Below are 19,575 nucleotides of genomic sequence, written 5' to 3'. Positions count from 1 at the left end.
GTCGCCGGGTTGCCTTACCGTTCGGATTCGTAAGCCAAAATGGCCGCAACCTCCGTAGTGCCCGATCGGATCCGCAGCTCGCACAGCGTGCTACGGGTTATCCATGCCAGTGATATTACCGTGGCACAAATAACCACCAGTTTTAACAGGCTCCGTTTGTTCGGCATCATGCCTTCTTCTCCTTGCCTCGCGGCGGGTAAGAGGCTAACTTAACGTTGCTGGCGTTAGAGTAGGCCTCGGGTTGATGAATATCGACTCGGGGCTTTTCTCTTTGTACCTTTCACGCAGGCTCTAGATACAAAGATCCAGAGCACCCGCGCGCAGTATATTCATCCTCCCCGTTATCCCGATTCCTTTTTACTGACTCCGTTTCATTTCTGCGCAAAATTGCGCAAAGGCGTTGCAACAGACTGAAAATCGCCGCTCGGATGGCGAAAAATGAAATAAAAAAAGCGGCCCCCATACGATGGGAGCCGCTTTTTCAGCGAGGCGTGGCCAAGCGTCAGGCGTGTTTCTTGGCCGCCTGCAGGTACAGCATCTCCAGACCCAACGTCGCCGCGGCCAGTGCGGTGATCTCGGACTGGTCATAGGCCGGCGCCACTTCCACTACGTCCATGCCGACGATGTTCAGCGACTGCATGCCGCGTACCAGTTTCAGCGCGCGATCGGAAGTCAGGCCGCCGATCACCGGCGTGCCGGTGCCCGGTGCGAACGCCGGATCCAGGCAGTCGATGTCGAAGGTCAGGTACACCGGCATATCGCCGACGATGCCCTTGATCTGGGTCAGCAGGTCGTCCACGCTGCGATCGTTCACCTGCGCGGCGTCCAGCACGGTAAAGCCGTTGTCGTGATCGAACTCGGTGCGAATGCCGATCTGCACCGAGTGGTGCGGATCGATCAGGCCTTCGTTCGGCGCATGATAGAACATGGTACCGTGGTCGAACTTGCTGCCGTTGGCGTAGGTATCGGTATGGGCGTCGAAGTGCACCAGCGCCAGCTTGCCGAAATGCTTGGCGTGCGCGCGCAGCAGCGGCAGGGTGACAAAGTGGTCGCCGCCGAACGAGAGCATGCGCTTACCGGCTTTCAGCAGTTTCTCCGCGTGCGCCTGCAGCTTGTCGCTCATGTCCTGCGCATCGCCGAAGTTGAACACGATGTCGCCGCAGTCAACCACGTTCAGGCGATCGCGCAGATCGAAGCTCCACGGCCAACGGTTGCCTTCCCAGGCCAGGTTGGTGGACACCTGACGGATGGCCGCCGGGCCATGGCGGCCGCCGGCGCGACCGGAGGTCGCCATGTCAAACGGAATGCCGGTGATGACCCACTCTGCATCGCTGTCGTAAGGCATGAAGTTCAGCGGAAAGCGCAGGAAACCAAAGGCGTTGGACACTAATGAATTATCGGACTGATGGCCTAAGGTGCTCATAGTAAACCCTCGTAGTTCAACAAGTTGCCGGGCGCAGACGCCGGGCCGTTACAAAAAAAAATCCCTCCCGCGTCGTTAGCCCGACGAGAAAGGGATTTATTCGATGTGTGTTTCGGTGCTACCGATACGGCAGATTATGGCCGCATTTTGTTCATGCTTCAAGGGGGTCAACAGCGCCCCCCTGAAGAGGGCGGTTACTCGTCTTCCAGATACGTATAACCGTACAGACCGGCCTCAAACTCTTCCAGGAACTGCGCCTGCAGCTCGCTGTCCAGATCGGTTTCTTTGACCTGATCGCGGAACTTGGACAGCAGCGCGCTCGGATCGAGCTGCACATACTCCAGCATGTCCGCCACGGTATCGCCCTCGTCGGACAGCTCGGTCTCGACGCTGCCGTCCGGGAACACGTACACATCAACCGAGGCGGTGTCGCCGAACAGGTTGTGCATGTTGCCAAGGATCTCCTGGTACGCGCCGACCATGAAGAAGCCCAACGCCGGCGGGTTCTCCGGATCGTACGGCGGCATCGGCATGGTGGTCGCCACGCCGTCGCCGTCGACGTAATGATCGATGGTGCCGTCGGAGTCGCAGGTGATGTCGAGCAGCACCGCACGGCCTTCCGGCGGCTTATCCAGCCCTTCCAGCGGCAGCACCGGGAACAGCTGGTCGATGCCCCATGCATCCGGCATCGACTGGAACAGCGAGAAGTTGACGTAGAACTTGTCCGCCATGCGCTCTTGCAGTTCGTCGATGATAGGACGGTGCGCGCGGTTGCTCGGATCGAGCTGCTGCTGGATCTTGTTGCAGATGTTCAGATACAGCTGCTCGGCCCAGGCGCGCTTGGTCAGGTCCAGCATGCCGTGCGCGTATTGGGTATGCACGTCGTGCAGATCCATCTGGCTGTCGTGCAGCCATTCGCGCAGCGAGCGGCGGTTCTCCGGCTCGTTCATTTCCAGCCAGGTTTCCCACATGCTTTCCAGCGCGCGCGGCGCGTCGGCTTCCGGCGGCTGCGGTTCGCTGAACTCGTTGCGCTCGACGCCAATCACGTTGGAGACCAGCACCGTGTGGTGCGCGGTCACGGCGCGACCGGACTCGGTGATCACCGTCGGGTGCGGCAGGCCGTGTTCGTTACAGGCGTCGCCGATGCCCCAAATCACGTTGTTGGCATATTCGTTCAGGCCGTAGTTGACCGAGCAATCGGACTGCGAACGGGTGCCTTCGTAGTCGACGCCCAAGCCGCCGCCCACGTCGAAGCACTGAATGTTGACGCCCAACTTGTGCAGCTCAACGTAGAAGCGCGCCGATTCGCGCACGCCGGTGGCGATGTCGCGAATATTGGCCAGCTGCGAACCCAAATGGAAGTGCAGCAGCTGCAGGCTGTCGAGGCGGCCCGCTTCACGCAGGGTCTCCACCAGCTTCAGCACCTGCACCGCCGCCAGACCGAACTTGGATTTTTCGCCGCCGCTCGACTGCCATTTGCCGGAGCCTTGCGATGCCAGACGCGCACGCACGCCCAGGCGCGGTATGACGTTCAGCCGCTCGGCCTCTTCCAGCACCAGGTTGATCTCGGACATCTTCTCGATCACCAGGTACACCTTGTGCCCCAGCTTTTCCCCGATCAGCGCCAGACGAATATATTCACGATCTTTATAACCATTACAGACGATCACCGAGCGGGTCATGCCGGCATGCGCCAGCACCGCCATCAGTTCGGCCTTGGAGCCGGCTTCCAGCCCCAGCGGTTCGCCGGAGTTCACCAGCGATTCAATCACGCGGCGGTGTTGGTTCACCTTGATCGGATACACCAGGAAATAACCGCCCTGGTAGCCGAAGGATTCACGCGCGCGTTTGAACGCGGCGTTGATAGAGCGCAGGCGATGCTGAAGGATCTGCGGGAAGCAGAACAGCGCCGGCAGACGTTGGCCGTCTTGCTGGCGCGTTTTCACCAGTTCTGCCAGATCGACGCGCGCCTGCGGGACATCCGGATCCGGGCACACGCTGATATGGCCCAGCTCGTTGACGTCATAGTAATTGTTGCCCCAGTAGGCGACGTTATAAGTACGCAGCATCTTGCTGGCATTACGATCATTCATGGCAACCTCCTGCATGGAGCGCAAAGATAAAGACTCGCCCGCAACCGGCGGACGGTGAATCAACAGATCATCAGACATGGTTCGCCTCACATTCCCTACTGACGAAACCGTCAGCCACTATCGCAGCTACAACCCGCGAGAACAACCCAACAAGCCGCGCCGGCGGCAGCGAAGAGAACTGCCGTTCGCGGTCAGCGATCGGTTTATCACTCATATAATTGTAAGACACCCTGTTCAAACCTCGTGAATCGGGCCAAGAAACATCCCACAGGAAGGCTGCAGGCTACCCTTGTTCAGTTCTTCAGACGACCGTTAGCCGGCCCGAGAATCCTGAGTAGCGGCCAAGTGTTTATCGCACCTGGTAAGTGACAGAGAGACAAGACGGGAAATAGCAGAAGAATGTGCGCCAGAACGGCACTGCTGTTGAGAACCAACAACCGGTAGACAACGGATCATTAATCCAACCACCTCCACGCGCGCCGTTCGGAGTGAACGACCCAGCCTCTAAATATAGTGTAAGAACGTGACCGTTCGATGAAGCGGCGAACGCCCGCGACGGATAATAGCGCAACGCTGGCGAATGCAAAGCGGAAGTTTATCGCTCCTTCCCCCACGCCAGACCGCCGTACTGTGCAGCAAATGAACCGCGCGCGCAGTTTATACCGGTAAGCAGGTGAAAAAGCAAAATGAAAATTCGCCGAAAACTGTTTCAAGCGATGAAAATGGCGCCAACCCGTTTGCGCAAAAGAGCGAAAGCGCAAAAAATTACTGGCAATCTGGCTAAACCCTGACCTAAAATAGACGTCCAGATGTTAATCCATCTATACTGGTTAACTGATAAACTGCTTAACGGCTTTGCCTGAGGGGCGTTGCAGGATGCATCTCGCGCCATCAGCGGAAGACCCTTCGCTTCGATGCCGGATCTCCAGCGCTGTGCAGTAATTTCTAACCCGTCTTATGCAAGGTAAAGAACACAATGGCTAAACACCTCTTCACGTCCGAATCCGTCTCCGAAGGACATCCCGATAAAATCGCCGACCAGATCTCCGATGCCGTCCTCGACGCCATCCTGGAACAAGATCCGAAAGCGCGCGTCGCCTGCGAAACTTACGTGAAAACCGGTATGGTGCTGGTCGGCGGTGAAATCACCACCAGTGCCTGGGTCGATATCGAAGAGATTACCCGCAAGACCGTGCGCGAGATCGGCTACGTTCATTCGGACATGGGCTTTGACGCCAACTCCTGTGCAGTCTTGAGCGCCATCGGCAAACAATCCCCGGACATCAATCAGGGCGTTGACCGTACCGATCCTCTCGAGCAGGGCGCCGGCGATCAGGGCTTGATGTTTGGCTACGCCACCAACGAAACCGACGTGCTGATGCCTGCACCGGTCACCTACGCGCACCGTCTGGTGCAGCGCCAGTCCGAAGTGCGCAAAAACGGCACCCTGCCGTGGCTGCGCCCGGATGCGAAGAGCCAGGTGACCTTCCAGTACGACGACGGCAAAATCGTCGGCATCGACGCCGTGGTGCTGTCCACCCAGCACTCAGAAGACATCTCGCTGAAAGATCTGCAAGAAGCGGTGATGGAAGAGATCATCAAGCCGGTACTGCCGGCGGAATGGCTGACGGCGGGCACCAAATACCACATCAACCCGACCGGCCGTTTCGTTATCGGCGGCCCGATGGGCGACTGCGGCCTGACCGGCCGTAAGATCATCGTCGACACCTACGGCGGCATGGCTCGCCACGGCGGCGGCGCCTTCTCCGGTAAGGATCCGTCCAAGGTTGACCGTTCCGCGGCTTACGCGGCGCGCTACGTGGCGAAAAACATCGTTGCCGCCGGCCTGGCCGATCGCTGCGAGATTCAGGTGTCTTACGCTATCGGCGTAGCGGAACCGACCTCCATCATGGTGGAAACCTTCGGTACCGAGAAAGTGCCAACCGAACAGCTGACGCTGCTGGTGCGCGAATTCTTCGATCTGCGCCCATACGGCCTGATCCAGATGATGGATCTGCTGCAGCCGATCTACCGCGAAACTGCCGCCTACGGCCACTTCGGCCGCGAGCACTTCCCGTGGGAAGCGACCGACAAAGCCGCACTGCTGCGCGATGCCGCCGGCCTGAAATAAGCCCCGACATCAACATGAAAACGGCGAGCCTGGGCTCGCCGTTTTTTTTGAGCAGATGGGTGCTCCTGGATCAACGCATCGACTGCCGGCCAGCGGAGGCAAAGCCCCCGCCGCCGGGTTGCCTTACCGTTCGGATTCGTAAGCCAAAATGGCCGCAACCTCCGTAGTGCCCGATCGGATACGCAGCTCACACAGCGTGCTGCGGGTTATCCATGCCAGTGATATTACCGTGGCACAAATAACCACCAATTTTAACAGGCTCCGTTTGTTCGGCATCATGCCTTCTTCTCCTTGCCTCGCGGCGGGTAAGAGGCTAACTTAACGTTGTCGTGCGTTAGAGTAGGCCTCGGGTTGATGGATATCGACTCGGGGCTTTTCTCTTTGTATCTTTCGCACGGGCTCCAGAGACAAAGATCCAGAGCACCCGCCCGCAGTATATTCACCTCCCCCTCTCTTCCCACGTTCCTTTTCACGTTAAATGTCTTTCTTGCGTAGCGGCACGCAACGCCTTGCAAAGCGTTGAAAAAAGGCCCAGCAACGCAGGGCCATTGAGGGCAGAGAAAGCAAGGTGGGAGCGAGGCTTACGACGTCTGCTTACGCAACAGATAAACGAAGTACGGCGCACCGATAAAGGTCGCCAATAACCCGGCGGGGATCTGATACGGGAACAGCAGCATACGCCCGCACCAGTCGGCAAACACCATCAGCAAGCCGCCCAGCAGCGCGGCGATCACCATCTGCGGCAGCGCGCGGCGGAAGCCCAGCATACGCGCCATATGCGGCGCCATCAGCCCGACAAAGCTCAGCGGCCCGACGGTCAGGGTCGCCATGGCGGTCAGGGTGGCAGCCAGCAACAAAATGGTCAACCGCGCCGGCGTCAGCGCAATGCCCACCGAGCGGGCGGTGGCGCCGCCGAGCGGCAGGATGGTCAACCAACGGCGGCACAGCGGCGCCAATACCATCAGGCCGGCGGCCACCAGAGCGGTACGCAGCGCCTGCGCCGGCTCCACCGAATAGGTCGAACCGGAGAGCCAGGTCAGCAAGCCCCCCATACGCGGATCGCCGCTGGCCAACAGCAGGAAGATGACGGTAGTAAAGGCGGTGCTGAGCGCGATACCGGCGAGCAGCATGCGTTCCGTCGAGAAACCGCCGCGGCCTGCGGCGATCATGATGATCAGCAGCGTAGCGGCCGCTCCCAAACTGCCGGCGGGCAGCAGCCAAACGAAGGCGTCGCCCGGCACCATAAACAGCATCATCACGACGCCAAAAGCGGCGCCGGAGCTGATCCCCAACACTTCCGGGCTGGCCATCGGGTTGCCGGTCAATTTCTGGATCAACGTGCCGGCGACCGCCAGCATCATGCCCGCCGCCAGCGCCGACAGCACCCGCGGCCAGCGCCACGGCAGCAGGGAATCCAGCTCCGCACCCAGGCTCCAGTGCCAACCGCCGGCATTTTTGCCCAGCATCAGCGCCAGCGTCAGACCGATCAGCAATACGAGGCCACCCAGCAGGATCCAGCCGGGCAGATTCCCGCGCTCGGCAGGCACCTTGTCGCCAAGGTTCATCGGCGGCGGCGTGGTGGCGCTGCGCAAACGCGGCAACAGCCACAGCAGCAGCGGTGCGCCGAACAGCGCAGTGGCCGCGCCGGTCGGGATCTCACGCCACACCTGCGTCACCCCGAGCATCACCTGATCGGTCAGCCACAGCAGCAGCGCCCCCAGCAACGGCGCCAACATCATGCGGTGCGCCAGGCGGCGCGCGCCCAGCATCTTCGCCATCAGCGGCGCAAACAGGCCGATAAAGCCGATAATGCCCACCGCACTCACCAACATGGCGCTGAAGATAATGGCCAGCCCCAAGGCGCAGAAGCGCGCCATCGATAGCCCCAACCCCAGGTTGCGCGCCACGCCGTCGTCCAGCCCCAGCAGCGTCAGCGGGCGCAGCAACAGCGCCGCCAGCAGGCCTGCCACCAGCAAACGCGGCAGGAGGAACTGTACGGCGCTCCAATCCTGTTGGTTCAGCGCGCCGGTGCCCCACAGGAACATGCCCTGCAGCTGATCGTAATGAAACAGCGCCAACAAGCTGTTGACCGCGCCGCAGTACAGCCCCAACACCAGCCCGGCCAGAATCAGCGTCACCGGCGACATCCGCTTGCCCCAGGCGACGCCGAACACCAGCCCGCCCACCACAATCGCACCCACCATAGCGGCCAGCTGGCGGGTAAATTCGCCCCCCGGCAGCACCCACAGCGTGGCGATGGTCAGGCCGAGCTGCGCACCGGCGGCCACGCCGAGCGTCGACGGTTCCGCCAACGGATTGCGCAACACCTGCTGGAACAGCACGCCGACCAACCCCAGGCCGGCGCCGGCCAACAGCGACACCGTCAACCGAGGCAGCAGGCTGTAATGGAACAGCATTTGCCGCACGTCGTCGATGTCCGGCGCGCTGAGCGCCCGTGCCCATTGCGCCGGCGGCAGCTGCTGCGTCAGGTTGTATATCGTCAGGCCACCTGCCGCCGCCAGCAACAGCAGGATCAGCGTCAGCGGTAATTTCCGGATGCCAGCATTCATGCCGCACTCTCCTGAGCCTGTGCCAACAGGCGGCAAAACCGCATCGTCGACAGCGTGGCACCGTAGAACCACACCGCCGGCACCTGCCGCAGCTGGTTTTTCCGCACGAAGGGCAATGACTGCCACAGCGGCGTCGCGCTGACCTTGTCCATCATCGCCTGATTGCCGTGATCGAGATAAATGACTCGGGCGTTACGCACCGTGGCCAACCGTTCAATCCCCACCACCGCCGTGCCCCAAAAGTCGGTTGGCTCCTGCCAGGCATTGCGGATGCCCAGTTGGTCCATCGCTTCCTGGAACAGGCTTTTCTGGCCGATGATCAACGCATGGCGGGTGTCTATCAGGGAAAACAGCAGCAACGGTTGGCGGGTGTAGCTTTGCAGGCGCTGACGGGCGTCCTGCATAAAGCGGTCGAACTGCGCCAGGTGGTTTACCGCCCGGCTTTCTATGCCCAACCGCTGGCCCAGCGCCAGCAGCGACTGGCGGGCGACGGTCAGCGGTTTGCCGCTGCCGTCGTTGAAGCCGAAGCTCATGGTTGGCGCGATGGGTTGGATTTTTCGCGGCGTCGGGCCATAGCCCTGCGACAGCAACACCAGCGAAGGCTGGAGCTGCTGCAGCAGTTCGAGATTCGGTTCGGTGCGCTGGCCGACGTCGACCACCGTCGCCGGCAGCTTCGGCTCCGCCACCCACAGGTTGTAGTTATGCACATCGGCCACCGCCAGCGGCGTCACGCCCAATGCCAACAGCAGCTCGATCGGCAGCCATTCCAGCGCCGCAACGCGCGCGATATCCGGCGGCGCCTCCGCCGCCCGCCCGGGCAACGAACCCAACAGCGGCGACAGCGCGAGCGCCATCAACAAACGGCGGCGCAGCGGATCGTGAGAAGAAGTGAATGCAGAGGACATCAGTAGACAAAACTCACCGGCGCGCCGCCGCTCGGATGCGGCAACGTGCCCATAGGAATACCGTAAATTTGCTCCAGCACCGGCCCCTGCATCAGCTCCAGCGGGCCGCCCTGGGCGATCATTTCACCGCCGCGCAGTGCCACCAAATGGTCGCAGTAGCGCGCCGCCATGTTGATGTCGTGCAGTACGGCGATCACCGTGAGATCGCGTTCGCGGCTCAAGCGCTGGATCAGCGCCAGCACCTCGACCTGGTGCGCGATATCCAGCGCCGACGTCGGTTCGTCAAGCAGCAGGCAGCGGCTGTCCTGCGCCACCATCATCGCTAACCAGGCGCGTTGGCGCTCGCCGCCGGACAGGCTGTCCACCAGCCGGTTGGCGAACGGCTTCAAGCCCACCAGCGCGATGGCCTCTTCCACCTGTTGACGATCGTTGGCGCCAAAACGCCCCAGCGCGCCATGCCACGGATAACGGCCGACGGCCACCAGCTCGCGCACCGTCATGCCTTCCGCCGCCGGCAACTGCTGCGGCAGGTAGGCCACCTGGCGGGCGAAGGATTTGCTGTCCCACTGCGCCAACGGCTGCCGATTGAGCAAGACCTGGCCGCCGCTGGGCGCATGGTGCCGCCCGAGCAGTTTCAACAGGGTGGATTTACCGGAACCGTTATGGCCGATCAGGCCGCAGACTTTGCCCTGGGGAAAACTGAGCGACAGCGGTTGCAGCAGCACCCGGCCGGGGACGGCGAAGCTGGCGTTATCCAGCGCAAAGGCCGCGCCGGGATTAAGAAGTTTGTCCTGCATAGATCCTGCTTTGTCCGGGGCGACGCGGCGCCGCCCCGGCTATCCGGTTAGAAACGGAAGGTTGCGGTGGCGACCACCTGGCGTTCTGCGCCCCAGTAGCAGGCGTAGTCGCGGTAGCAGCTCGACACGTAAGTCTTGTCGAACAGGTTGTTGATGTTGACGCCCACGGACGAGCCCGGCAGGCCAAAGCGCGCCAAATCGTATTTAATGGTCGCGTCCACCAGCGTGTAGTCCGGCACCTTGAAGGTGGTGTTATCGCTGTTGAAGCTCGAGCTGGAGCCGACGTAACGCACACCGGAACCCAGCGTCAAACCGCTCACTGCCGTTTCGTGGAAAGTATAATCCGCCCACAGCGACGCCATGTGTTTCGGCACTTCGACGGTCGGTTTGCCCTGATAGGTGTTGTCCTTGGTGTACTTCGCATCGGTATAAGTATAGGAGGCGATCAGGTTGACGTTGGCATTCAACGCCGCCTTGGCTTCCAGCTCCACACCGCGCGAACGGATCTCGCCGCTCTGCACGCTGAACTGCGCGTTATCCGGATCCGGCGTCAGGTTGTTGTTCTTGGTCAGTTGATACAACGCACCAGTCAGCACGATTGGGCGATCCTTCGGCACGTATTTCACACCGGCTTCATACTGCTTGCCGATCGAGGGCTTAAAGGTCTGGCCATTGATTGACGTATCGAGGGTCGGTTCAAACGACTCGCTGTAGCTGAAATACGGCGTCACGCCGTTGTCGAACAGGTAATTCAATCCGCCGCGCCAGGTAAACTGCCCATCGGAGCGTTCGTTGGTGTACCCGAGAACGCGGTTATTGGCCGACGTTTTCGCCCAGTCATAGCGCCCGCCCAGCGTCAACAGCCACTGGTTCCACTCCCCTTGCTCCTGCACATACAAACCGGTTTGCTCCTGACGGTTCAAGTACTTGTATGGGAAGTTGATATTGACCACATCATTGCCATACTGCGGCCGGGTCATGCTCAGGCCGTCTGTGGAACCATAGTCGGAATTGATATCGTTGCGCATACGCGAATAATCTACGCCAAACAACAACGTATGGTCGATATCCCCGGTTTTCACCTTCGCCTGTGCCTGAGTATCAACCGCAAAATTGTTCAGGTGCTCTTTCGACTGAACGTAAGCGCGATTGATCGTCGTCGGTGATGATAAGCCGAATCCGTAGATGCTCTTCATATCGGTGTCCACCTGCATATAACGCAGGTTCTGGCGCACCGCCCAGGTATCGTTGAAGGCGTGTTCGAAACTGTACCCGATCATCCGCTGCTTGCGCGCCATATAGTTGCTGGCTTCGCCTTCGTTGAAATCGGTCGGCAGTTTGCTGCCGTCCGGCAATGGGATCAGCGTGCCCTGCTTCGGCAACCAGCCGTAATAACCGGTATAGGGATCGTTTTGAATGTTGGCCAGCAGCGTGAAGTTGGTTTTGTCATCCGGGCGCCAGCTAAAGGACGGTGCGATCGCATAGCGCTTCTCTTTGCTCATGTTCTGCTGCGTATCGCTGTCTTTCGCCAGGCCGGTCAGGCGATAGGAATAGATGCCCTGATCGTCCAGCGCGTCGCTGAAATCGAAACCGGTCTGGAACAGGTTATCGGTACCCATTTTGAACTGGATTTCGCGCAGCGGCTCGGTGGTTGGCCGCTTGCTGACCATCGAGACCAAACCGCCCGGGTTGCTTTTACCGTACAGCACCGAGACCGGGCCGCGCAGCAGCTCGGCGCGTTCGAGGAAATAAGGATCGATGGACGCTTCGCTGTAGTTGTCGCCCAGCAACCGCAGGCCATCCAGATACTGGGTGGTGTTGGTAGCCGGGAAGCCGCGGATTGCCACCGCGTCATAGGTCGTGGAGCTGCCGCGGCTGGCGAATACGCCCGGCGCATAGGCCAGAGCACTTTTCACCGTATCCGGCTGGCGCATGTCCATCTCTTCACGCGTCACCACGGAAACGGACTGCGGGTTCTTTTCGATCGGCGTATCGGTTTTGGTGCCGGTGGCGCTACGTTTGGCGACATAGGTGCCGACCGGCCCCCAGGCGCTTTCCTGCTGGGCGGAATTGCTGCCGCCCACAACGGTAATCGTGTCTTCCTTGGCGGCCGGCTTGGCGTCGGCGGAAAAAGCCGGCATCGCCAGCGTGCCTAACGCCGCAGCGACGGTGATCGCTAACGCGCTGACGGGGAGACGGCCCTGCTTGGCCGCGGATGATGAAAGACGCTTGGTCGGCATGATTTATTTCTCTGATGAATTATTAAATGACGAATGTAAACGATAATAATTATTATAAGCGTCGCATTTTATGCAGAAGCCAAATTAAACTGCAAGCCGAATTCATAGGGCAAATAGGTTAAGGATTAGGCGCTTAGCCATGTAGTTAACAGGGAAATAAAACGAGCGGAAAAACAAAAAAGCCCGCAACCACGGTTACGGGCCTAATAACAAAGAAAAAATTTTCACCGGGGCCGACGCCCCGGTAGCGATTACTGACCGAACATATCCTTGATCCAGCCGGCGACGCCATCGCCATCTTTTTGCTCACCCGCCGCCGGTTGCTGCTGTTGCTGCACCGCCGCCTGGCTGGCCTGGCACAATCCCTGCGGATTGTCGGTCCAGACCGGGATGGTGCGCCAGCTGCCGCCGCCGCAGATAAAGTTGCCGGCAGAGTCGATGCTCATCTGGTTTATGCCTTCCGGCGGCTGCAGCATCAGCGGCAGCGGCGTCTGGTTTTCCAGATAGCGGCGATACAGGGTCAACGCGCCGTTGGCGCCGGTCAGCTTGGCCGGGCCGTTGTTGTCGCGCCCCACCCAGGCGATCGCCACTTCCTTGCCGTCGATGCCGGCGAACCAGCTGTCACGCAGATCGTTGGTGGTACCGGTTTTCGCCGCCAGGTTGTAGTTCGGGAACTTCACCGACAGCGAGCGGGAGGTCCCGCGCGCCACGCCCTGCTGCATCGCGTACAGCGTCAGGTAAGCGGCCTGCGCCGGCACCATGCGCTCCGCCTGCGGGAAGCTCTGGTACAGCACCGTGCCGTCTTCGGCGATCACCGAACGCACCGCCGACAGTGGCGCACGGTTACCGCCGCTGGCGATGGTCTGGTACTCCTGCGCGACTTCCATCGGCGTCAGGCCGATCGCCCCCAGCAGCATCGAAGGCACCGGATTGATCTCCGCTTTCGGGATCCCCAGGCGTTGCAGCGTGGCGCTGATCTGATCCAGCCCGACCGACAGGCCGAGGTTCACCGTCGGCACGTTCAGCGAGTTGGCCAACGCATCCACCAGCATCACCTGACCGCGGAATTTGCGATCGTAGTTGTTCGGCTGCCAGACGGCGCCGTTCGGCTGTTTCAGCGACAGCGGCGCATCCGCCAGCCAGGTGTTGAGGCGGTATTTGTCCGGCTCGGACAGCGCGGTCAGGTACGTTGGCGGTTTGGCCAGCGAGCCGACCAGGCGTCGCGCCTGCATGGCGCGGTTGAAACCGGCGAACTGCGGGTTGGCGCCGCCGACCATGGCGCGTACTTCACCGCTGAAGCGATCGACGATCACCATCGCCGCTTCCAGATCCTGCAGGTGACGCGCAGCGCGCAGCGCCGGGATGCCGTCTTCGACCGCTTTTTCCGCCGCGTCTTGCGACACCGGATCCAGCGTGGTGAAGATCTTCACGCCGGACAGGTCATTGACCTTATCGCCCAGCTTGGTTTGCAGTTCCTGACGCACCATCTGCATAAACGCCGGCTGTGGCGTAATGACGCCGCCTTTCGGCTGCACGCCCAGCGGACGCGCGCTCAGCATGTCATACAGCTCGCCGTCGATCACGCCCTGGTTCTGCAGCAGTTTGAGCACCAGGTTGCGGCGTTCCAGCGCCAGTTTCGGGTTGCGCCACGGGTTATACAGCGACGCGCCCTTGACCATGCCGACCAGCAACGCCTGCTGATCGAGGCTCAGCTCGTCCACCGGACGGCCGAAGTAATACAGGCTGGCCAGCGGGAAGCCGCGGATCTGGTCGCTACCGCTCTGGCCGAGGTACACCTCGTTCAGATACAGCTCCAGGATGCGGTCTTTGCTGTAACGGTAATCCACCAACAGCGCCATATAGGCTTCGTTGGCCTTACGCCACAGCGAACGTTCGTTGGTCAGGAACAGGTTCTTCACCAGCTGCTGCGTCAGGGTACTGCCGCCCTGCACCGCACGACCGGCGGTCAGGTTGGCCAGCACCGCGCGGCCGATGGAGTACGGGCTGATGCCGTCATGCTCATAGAAATGGCGGTCTTCCGTGGCGATCAGCGTGTCTACCAACAGATCCGGGAAACCGGAACGCGGCACGAACAGGCGCTGTTCACCGTTAGGCGACTGCAGCATGGTGATAAGACGCGGATCGAGGCGGAAGAAGCCGAAGCTGCGGCCGCTGTCCAGATTTTCGATCTTCGCCAGACGGTTGTTCTGGAAATCGAGGCGGGCGCGGATCTGCCCTTCTTTACCATCCGGGAAGTCGAACGGGCGGCGCAGCATTTCGATGCTGTTGGCCTGCACGGTAAACTCGCCTGGTCGCGTCATGCGGCTGACCTGACGGTACTGCATGCCCTCCAGCAGGTTGACCATCTCCTTCTTGCTGTACGGCATGCCCGGTTCCAGGTTGACCATGCGGCCGTACACCGCCGCCGGCAGCTGCCAGACTTTACCGTCGATGCGGCTGCGGATCTGCGAGTCCAGGTAGACGCCATAGATCGCCAACAGGACGGCGATCACCAGGATCAGTTTGATAAACAGGCCAAGCCAACGGCGTTTTTTACGCGGCGGAGTCGCTTTTACCTTACGCGGCATGCGTTCCTCCTCCTCTTCATACTCATCATCGTCATACTCGTCTTCTTCGTAATCGTCATAATCGTCGTCTCGGCGACGGCGCGGCGGCTTGCGCGACGCGGTGCTTTTTGGTTGTTTTCCTTTGCGCCCGATGGGCTCGCGGTCATCCCCAGCCATGGCTGTTGTTCTCCGAGCTTGCCGACACTGCCGGCCATGATTAGTCGCTTAATCTGTGCCTACGCCGCAGCGCTGACCAGAAGAAACATCTGAATTCCAAACCTTAAATGATCGCGACCTACTGATATTTCTTCGTTCGGCGCGTCGGTACCGCCGTGGCCGGATCGTCCGGCCAAACGTGTTTAGGGTAGCGGCCCTTCATCTCTTTTTGCACCTCGCGATAGGCGCCTTGCCAGAAGGCCGCCAGATCGCCGGTGATTTGCAACGGCCGGTGCGCCGGTGAGAGTAACTCAAGCACCACCGGGATGCGACCCTCCGCCAACATCGGGCTGCGCTGCTCGCCGAACACCTCCTGCAAACGCACCGCCAGCGCCGGCGGTTTACCCGCCTCATAACGGATCGGTAAGCGGCTGCCGGTCGGCACAGTGTAATGAGTGGGTAGCGCATTATCCAGCCGCTGCTTTTGCTGCCAGTCCAGCAGACGGGACAGCGCCTCGGCGATGTTGACCTGCTTCAATCCGCGCAGATCGCGCACGCCGTTCAGCGACGGCAACAGCCACTGCTCCAGCGCCGCCAGCAGCGGCTCTTCATCCATCGCCGGCCACTCCGCCTCCGGCAGCCAGGCTTGCGCGCACTGCAGGCGCACCCGCAATTGTTCAGCGGCCCCCTCCCAGTTGAGCACCGCCAACCCCTGTGCGCGCACCCAGTCGAGCAGCGCCTGCTGCAGCTCTTCGTCCGCCGGTTTGGCCAGCGGCTGAGCGCGCAGCGTCAGACGACCGATCTGCTGGCGCTTCCAGGCGCGCAGCGTGCCCTTCTCTTCATCCCATTCCACCGCCGTGCGCTGCGTGACGATCGCCGGCAGCTGCGCCGCCAGGGCTTCGATGTCAGCCGGCAGCGCCAGCAGGATACGCGCATCGGGGCTGTTGTGGCTCTGCAACAGGCTGGGAACGATAAGCCAGGGGGCGCGCGACAGCGCCTCGTCCTGGTTCATCGCCGCGCCCAGGCCGTTGGCCAGCAGGTAGCGGCCGTCCTGGCCACGGCGCTGGGCGATGCGATCGGTAAACGCCTGCGCTAACAGGCGCGGCGCCAGATCGACGTCGACTTGCCCCGCACGTTGCGGCAGGCGTTTGGTCAACTGCGCGGCGCGCTGCCGCCAGTTCGGTTGCGGGCGGCTCAGCCAGTAGCCGATATCCATCTGCCCGCCGCGCGGCGGTTCTTCCAGCAATGCCGCCAGCAACGCCGCCGTCGCCAGGCCGTCGGCGCTCAGTGCCGCCCCGGCGACCAGCATCGCCGCCAGCCGCGGCTCGCACCCCAGCGCGGCCATCTGGCGCCCCGGCGCGGTAAGTTTGCCGCCGTCATCCGTGGCTCCCAGCCGGTGCAACAGTGCCCTGGCCGCTGCCAATGCCGCCGTCGGAGGCGCATCAAGCCAGGTCAGCTGCGCCGGATCATGGCACCCCCACTGCAACAGCTCGAGCCAGAAGCCGGTGAGATCGCTTTGTAAAATTTCCGGTTCGGCATGTTCGGCCGCACGCTCCGCCTGCTCTTTGGCGAACAGGTGCCAGCAAAGGCCCGGCTCCAGGCGCCCGGCGCGCCCGGCGCGCTGCACCATTGAGGCCTGACTGATGCGCTGCGTCGCCAGCCGCGTCAAACCGTTGCGCACGTCGTAACGCGCCACGCGTTCCAGGCCGCTGTCCACCACCAGCCGGATACCCTCGATCGTCAGGCTGGTTTCGGCGATGTTGGTCGCCAGCACCACCTTGCGGCGGCCAGGTGCCGCCGGCTGAATCGCTTTTTGCTGTTGCGCCAAAGGCAGGGCACCATACAGCGGGCAAAGATCGGTATCGCTCGCCACCTCGCCGGTCAATCGCTCCAGCACCCGATTGATCTCCGCTACGCCCGGCAGGAACAGCAGCAAAGACCCCGGCTGTTCGGCCAGCATGCGCTTCACCGCCGCCGCTACGCCATCCTCCAGCCGCTGATGGCTGGCCAACGGCTGATATAAACGTTCAACCGGAAAGCTGCGTCCCTCTGACACCACCACCGGTGCCTGCGGCAACAGCTGCGTCATACGGACGTTGTCCAGCGTGGCCGACATGATCAGCAGTTTCAGATCGTCGCGTAGCCCTTGCTGCACGTCGAGCAGCAGCGCCAGCGCCAAATCGGCCTGCAGACTGCGTTCGTGAAATTCATCGAGGATCACCAGCGACACGCCCTGCAGCTCGGCATCCTGCTGCAGCATGCGGGTGAGAATGCCTTCCGTCACCACTTCCAGCCGGGTCTGCGGCCCGCTTTTACTTTCGGCGCGCATGCGGTAGCCCACGGTCTGGCCGGGCTCCTCCCCCAGTTGCTGTGCCAGGCGGTAAGCGACATTTTTCGCTGCCAGCCGCCGCGGCTCCAGCATGATAATGCGCCCCGGCAATCCGGCCTTAGCCAGGATCTGCAGCGGCAACCAGGTGGATTTACCGGCGCCGGTCGGGGCGTGCAACAGCACCTGAGGAGCGGACTGCAGCGCAGCCAGCAACTCATCAAGCACCGCGCTGACGGGCAATGAAGACACTGTACTCTCCGTGGTGGTTAACGTTAAACGGCGTACAGTGTAGCATTAGCTTTGCCCCCGTAGCCTTTCAAACTGCGGCGTCGTTAGCTATAGTACGGAGCTCATCCATGCGCCCCGCTTCGCGCGAGACCGTTGCAAACCGCATTCAAGTCTGTTCCTGACGGATTTGTCATTATTTACCGAGCCCCCATGTCCAATTCGCGCCGCCTGTTTTTCGCCCTGTCTTTGCCTGATGCCCTGCAACAGCAGGTGATCCGCTGGCGCGCCGAGGCGTTTGCGCCGGAGGCCGGCCGACCGGTGGCGGCGGCCAATTTGCACCTGACGCTGGCGTTTCTTGGCGAGGTCACCGCGCAGAAAGAGCTGGCGCTGCGCAAATTGGCCGGCCGCATCGTTCAACCCGGCTTCAGCATGCGGCTCGACGATCTCGGCCATTGGCCGCGCCCCGGCGTGGTCTGGCTCGGCACCCGCCGCGCACCGCGCGGGCTGCTGCAGCTGGCCGAGCTGCTGCGTTCGCAGGCCGCCCGCAGCGGCTGCCACCAAAGCGCGCTGCCGTTCCATCCGCACATCACGCTGCTGCGCGCCGCCACCCAGCCGGTAGCCATCCCGCCGGCGACGCCGGGCTGGGCGTTCAGCGCCGACGCCTTTTCCTTATATGAGTCGGTGTTCGAAAACGGCCGCACCCGTTATCAACACCTCGAACAGTGGCCGCTGGCCAAGCAGGCATCCGCATGATTTTCTCTCCACCGCTGCGTTCCGCCACGCTGATCAAACGTTACAAGCGCTTTCTGGCGGACGTGATCACCCCGGAAGGGGAAACCTTTACGCTGCACTGCGCCAATACCGGCGCCATGACCGGCTGCGCCACGCCCGGCGATACCGTTTGGTACTCCACCTCGGACAACCCCAAACGTAAATACGCCCACAGCTGGGAGCTGACCCATACCCAACAGGGACACTGGATCTGCGTCAACACCCTGCGCGCCAACGCGCTGGTGCGCGAGGCGATTGAACACAATTTAATCAATGAATTATCCGGTTACAGTAAAATTAGTGGCGAAGTGAAATACGGCGGTGAAAACAGCCGTATCGATTTGTTATTACAGGCAGAAAATCGGGTTAACTGCTATATTGAAGTTAAGTCAGTCACATTACTGCAACAACAACGTGGTTACTTTCCTGATGCGGTAACGCTCAGAGGGCAAAAGCACCTGCGTGAGTTGCTCAGCGTGGTTGAAAGCGGGCAACGGGCGGTGTTGTTCTTTGCCGTGTTACACAGCGGTATTGAGCAGGTCGCACCGGCACATCATATAGATGAGCGCTATGCGGCGCTGTTGGCACAGGTCCGGCAGTTGGGAGTGGAAGTGGTTTGCTATGGGGCAAAATTATCACCTGACGGTATTTATCTCTGCGATAAGCTGCCGTTTTTTATCGATTAGCGCAGTCGGGTCCCTATAAATAGACAACCGGCCAGCACGATCGCCAAATACGCCCTCCTTCACACGATTGTCAAGCGGGCGACAGGAATAATTGCCAACCTACCTTCCTTCTGTTATTTATAGCGGCCTGTTTTTCCCCCGCATTGGGGATTCGATAGTGCGTGTGTATGTAGGAGAAGCAACATGCAAGAAGGGCAAAACCGTAAAACCTCGTCCTTGAGCATTCTCGCCATCGCTGGGGTGGAGCCGTACCAAGAGAAGCCGGGCGAAGAGTACATGAACGACGCCCAGTTGTCGCATTTCAAGCGCATTCTTGAAGCGTGGCGCAACCAGCTCAGGGACGAAGTGGACCGTACTGTATCGCATATGCAAGAAGAGGCAGCCAACTTCCCTGATCCGGCCGACCGCGCTACCCAGGAAGAAGAGTTCAGCCTTGAACTGCGTAACCGTGACCGTGAACGCAAACTGATCAAAAAGATCGAGAAAACGCTGAAGAAAGTGGAAGACGATGATTTCGGCTACTGCGAATCTTGTGGCGTGGAGATCGGCATTCGTCGCCTCGAAGCGCGTCCGACCGCCGATCTGTGCATCGACTGCAAGACACTGGCTGAGATCCGCGAAAAGCAGATGGCCGGCTAATACCGTTGTTACCGCTGCGGCGTGCGCACCTGCGTGCGCC

General features: G+C 61.1%; 14 protein-coding genes. 4 read left to right on the top strand and 10 right to left on the bottom strand.

The annotated features are described in order from the left end of the window. Window positions 1–14 precede the first annotated feature (14 nt). The 3 genes from FOT55_RS06200 to speA all read right to left on the bottom strand — a co-directional run bounded on the left by FOT55_RS06200 (window position 15) and on the right by speA (window position 3,594). A complete protein-coding gene (locus FOT55_RS06200; protein WP_004937610.1) occupies window positions 15–167 on the bottom strand; it encodes a Hok/Gef family protein in 153 nt (50 codons plus the stop codon). A 335-nt stretch (window positions 168–502) separates the two neighbouring features. Further along, on the bottom strand, window positions 503–1,423 hold the full coding sequence (gene speB / locus FOT55_RS06195; protein ID WP_004937606.1) for an agmatinase: 921 nt from the start codon (window positions 1,421–1,423) through the stop codon (window positions 503–505). Window positions 1,424–1,617: 194 nt separating this feature from the next. Beyond that, window positions 1,618–3,594, bottom strand: a complete 1,977-nt coding sequence (gene speA, locus FOT55_RS06185; protein ID WP_004937600.1) for a biosynthetic arginine decarboxylase — start codon at window positions 3,592–3,594, stop codon at window positions 1,618–1,620. An 898-nt stretch (window positions 3,595–4,492) separates the two neighbouring features. Between speA and metK the strand changes: the two genes are divergently transcribed. Then, window positions 4,493–5,647, top strand: coding sequence for a methionine adenosyltransferase (gene metK / locus FOT55_RS06175; protein WP_016926681.1), 1,155 nt, complete (start codon window positions 4,493–4,495; stop codon window positions 5,645–5,647). Between the two features lie 123 nt (window positions 5,648–5,770). Here the strand turns inward: metK and FOT55_RS06170 are convergent, their stop codons facing one another. The 7 genes from FOT55_RS06170 to hrpB all read right to left on the bottom strand — a co-directional run bounded on the left by FOT55_RS06170 (window position 5,771) and on the right by hrpB (window position 17,460). Further along, window positions 5,771–5,923 (bottom strand): Hok/Gef family protein, encoded by a 153-nt coding sequence (locus FOT55_RS06170; RefSeq protein WP_004937610.1) that lies wholly within the window; start codon window positions 5,921–5,923, stop codon window positions 5,771–5,773. 305 nt (window positions 5,924–6,228) lie between these two features. Beyond that, window positions 6,229–8,217, bottom strand: a complete 1,989-nt coding sequence (gene fhuB, locus FOT55_RS06165) for a Fe(3+)-hydroxamate ABC transporter permease FhuB (RefSeq protein WP_025304214.1) — start codon at window positions 8,215–8,217, stop codon at window positions 6,229–6,231. Beyond that, window positions 8,214–9,122 carry a Fe(3+)-hydroxamate ABC transporter substrate-binding protein FhuD gene (gene fhuD, locus FOT55_RS06160; protein WP_147823237.1) on the bottom strand — a complete coding sequence of 303 codons (909 nt, stop codon included), beginning with the start codon at window positions 9,120–9,122 and terminating at the stop codon, window positions 8,214–8,216. The genes fhuB and fhuD overlap by 4 nt, the downstream gene beginning before the upstream one ends. After that, window positions 9,122–9,919, bottom strand: coding sequence for a Fe3+-hydroxamate ABC transporter ATP-binding protein FhuC (gene fhuC, locus FOT55_RS06155; protein ID WP_099817512.1), 798 nt, complete (start codon window positions 9,917–9,919; stop codon window positions 9,122–9,124). The genes fhuD and fhuC overlap by 1 nt, the downstream gene beginning before the upstream one ends. Window positions 9,920–9,966: 47 nt before the next feature. Next, window positions 9,967–12,159 carry a ferrichrome porin FhuA gene (gene fhuA, locus FOT55_RS06150; RefSeq protein ID WP_043141280.1) on the bottom strand — a complete coding sequence of 731 codons (2,193 nt, stop codon included), beginning with the start codon at window positions 12,157–12,159 and terminating at the stop codon, window positions 9,967–9,969. 251 nt (window positions 12,160–12,410) lie between these two features. Next, window positions 12,411–14,903, bottom strand: coding sequence for a bifunctional glycosyl transferase/transpeptidase (mrcB, locus tag FOT55_RS06145; protein WP_025304218.1), 2,493 nt, complete (start codon window positions 14,901–14,903; stop codon window positions 12,411–12,413). 118 nt (window positions 14,904–15,021) lie between these two features. Next, the gene (gene hrpB, locus FOT55_RS06140; RefSeq protein ID WP_187181932.1) at window positions 15,022–17,460 is read right to left on the bottom strand and encodes an ATP-dependent helicase HrpB; all 2,439 of its coding nucleotides are present in this window, start codon (window positions 17,458–17,460) and stop codon (window positions 15,022–15,024) included. Between the two features lie 189 nt (window positions 17,461–17,649). Here hrpB and thpR point away from each other — a divergent pair, with 189 nt between their 5' ends. From thpR to dksA, 3 genes are all read left to right on the top strand, one after another. Then, complete coding sequence (thpR, locus tag FOT55_RS06135) at window positions 17,650–18,192, top strand: RNA 2',3'-cyclic phosphodiesterase (RefSeq protein ID WP_025304220.1); 543 nt, start codon at window positions 17,650–17,652, stop codon at window positions 18,190–18,192. Then, window positions 18,189–18,896 carry a DNA/RNA nuclease SfsA gene (gene sfsA, locus FOT55_RS06130; RefSeq protein ID WP_004937572.1) on the top strand — a complete coding sequence of 236 codons (708 nt, stop codon included), beginning with the start codon at window positions 18,189–18,191 and terminating at the stop codon, window positions 18,894–18,896. The genes thpR and sfsA overlap by 4 nt, the downstream gene beginning before the upstream one ends. Window positions 18,897–19,079: 183 nt before the next feature. Next, the gene (gene dksA, locus FOT55_RS06125; RefSeq protein WP_004937569.1) at window positions 19,080–19,535 is read left to right on the top strand and encodes an RNA polymerase-binding protein DksA; all 456 of its coding nucleotides are present in this window, start codon (window positions 19,080–19,082) and stop codon (window positions 19,533–19,535) included. Window positions 19,536–19,575: the final 40 nt, after the last annotated feature.

This window comes from Serratia bockelmannii, assembly GCF_008011855.1.
In the GTDB taxonomy this organism is placed as follows: domain Bacteria; phylum Pseudomonadota; class Gammaproteobacteria; order Enterobacterales; family Enterobacteriaceae; genus Serratia; species Serratia bockelmannii.
This window is presented reverse-complemented; position numbering and strand designations above follow the sequence as displayed.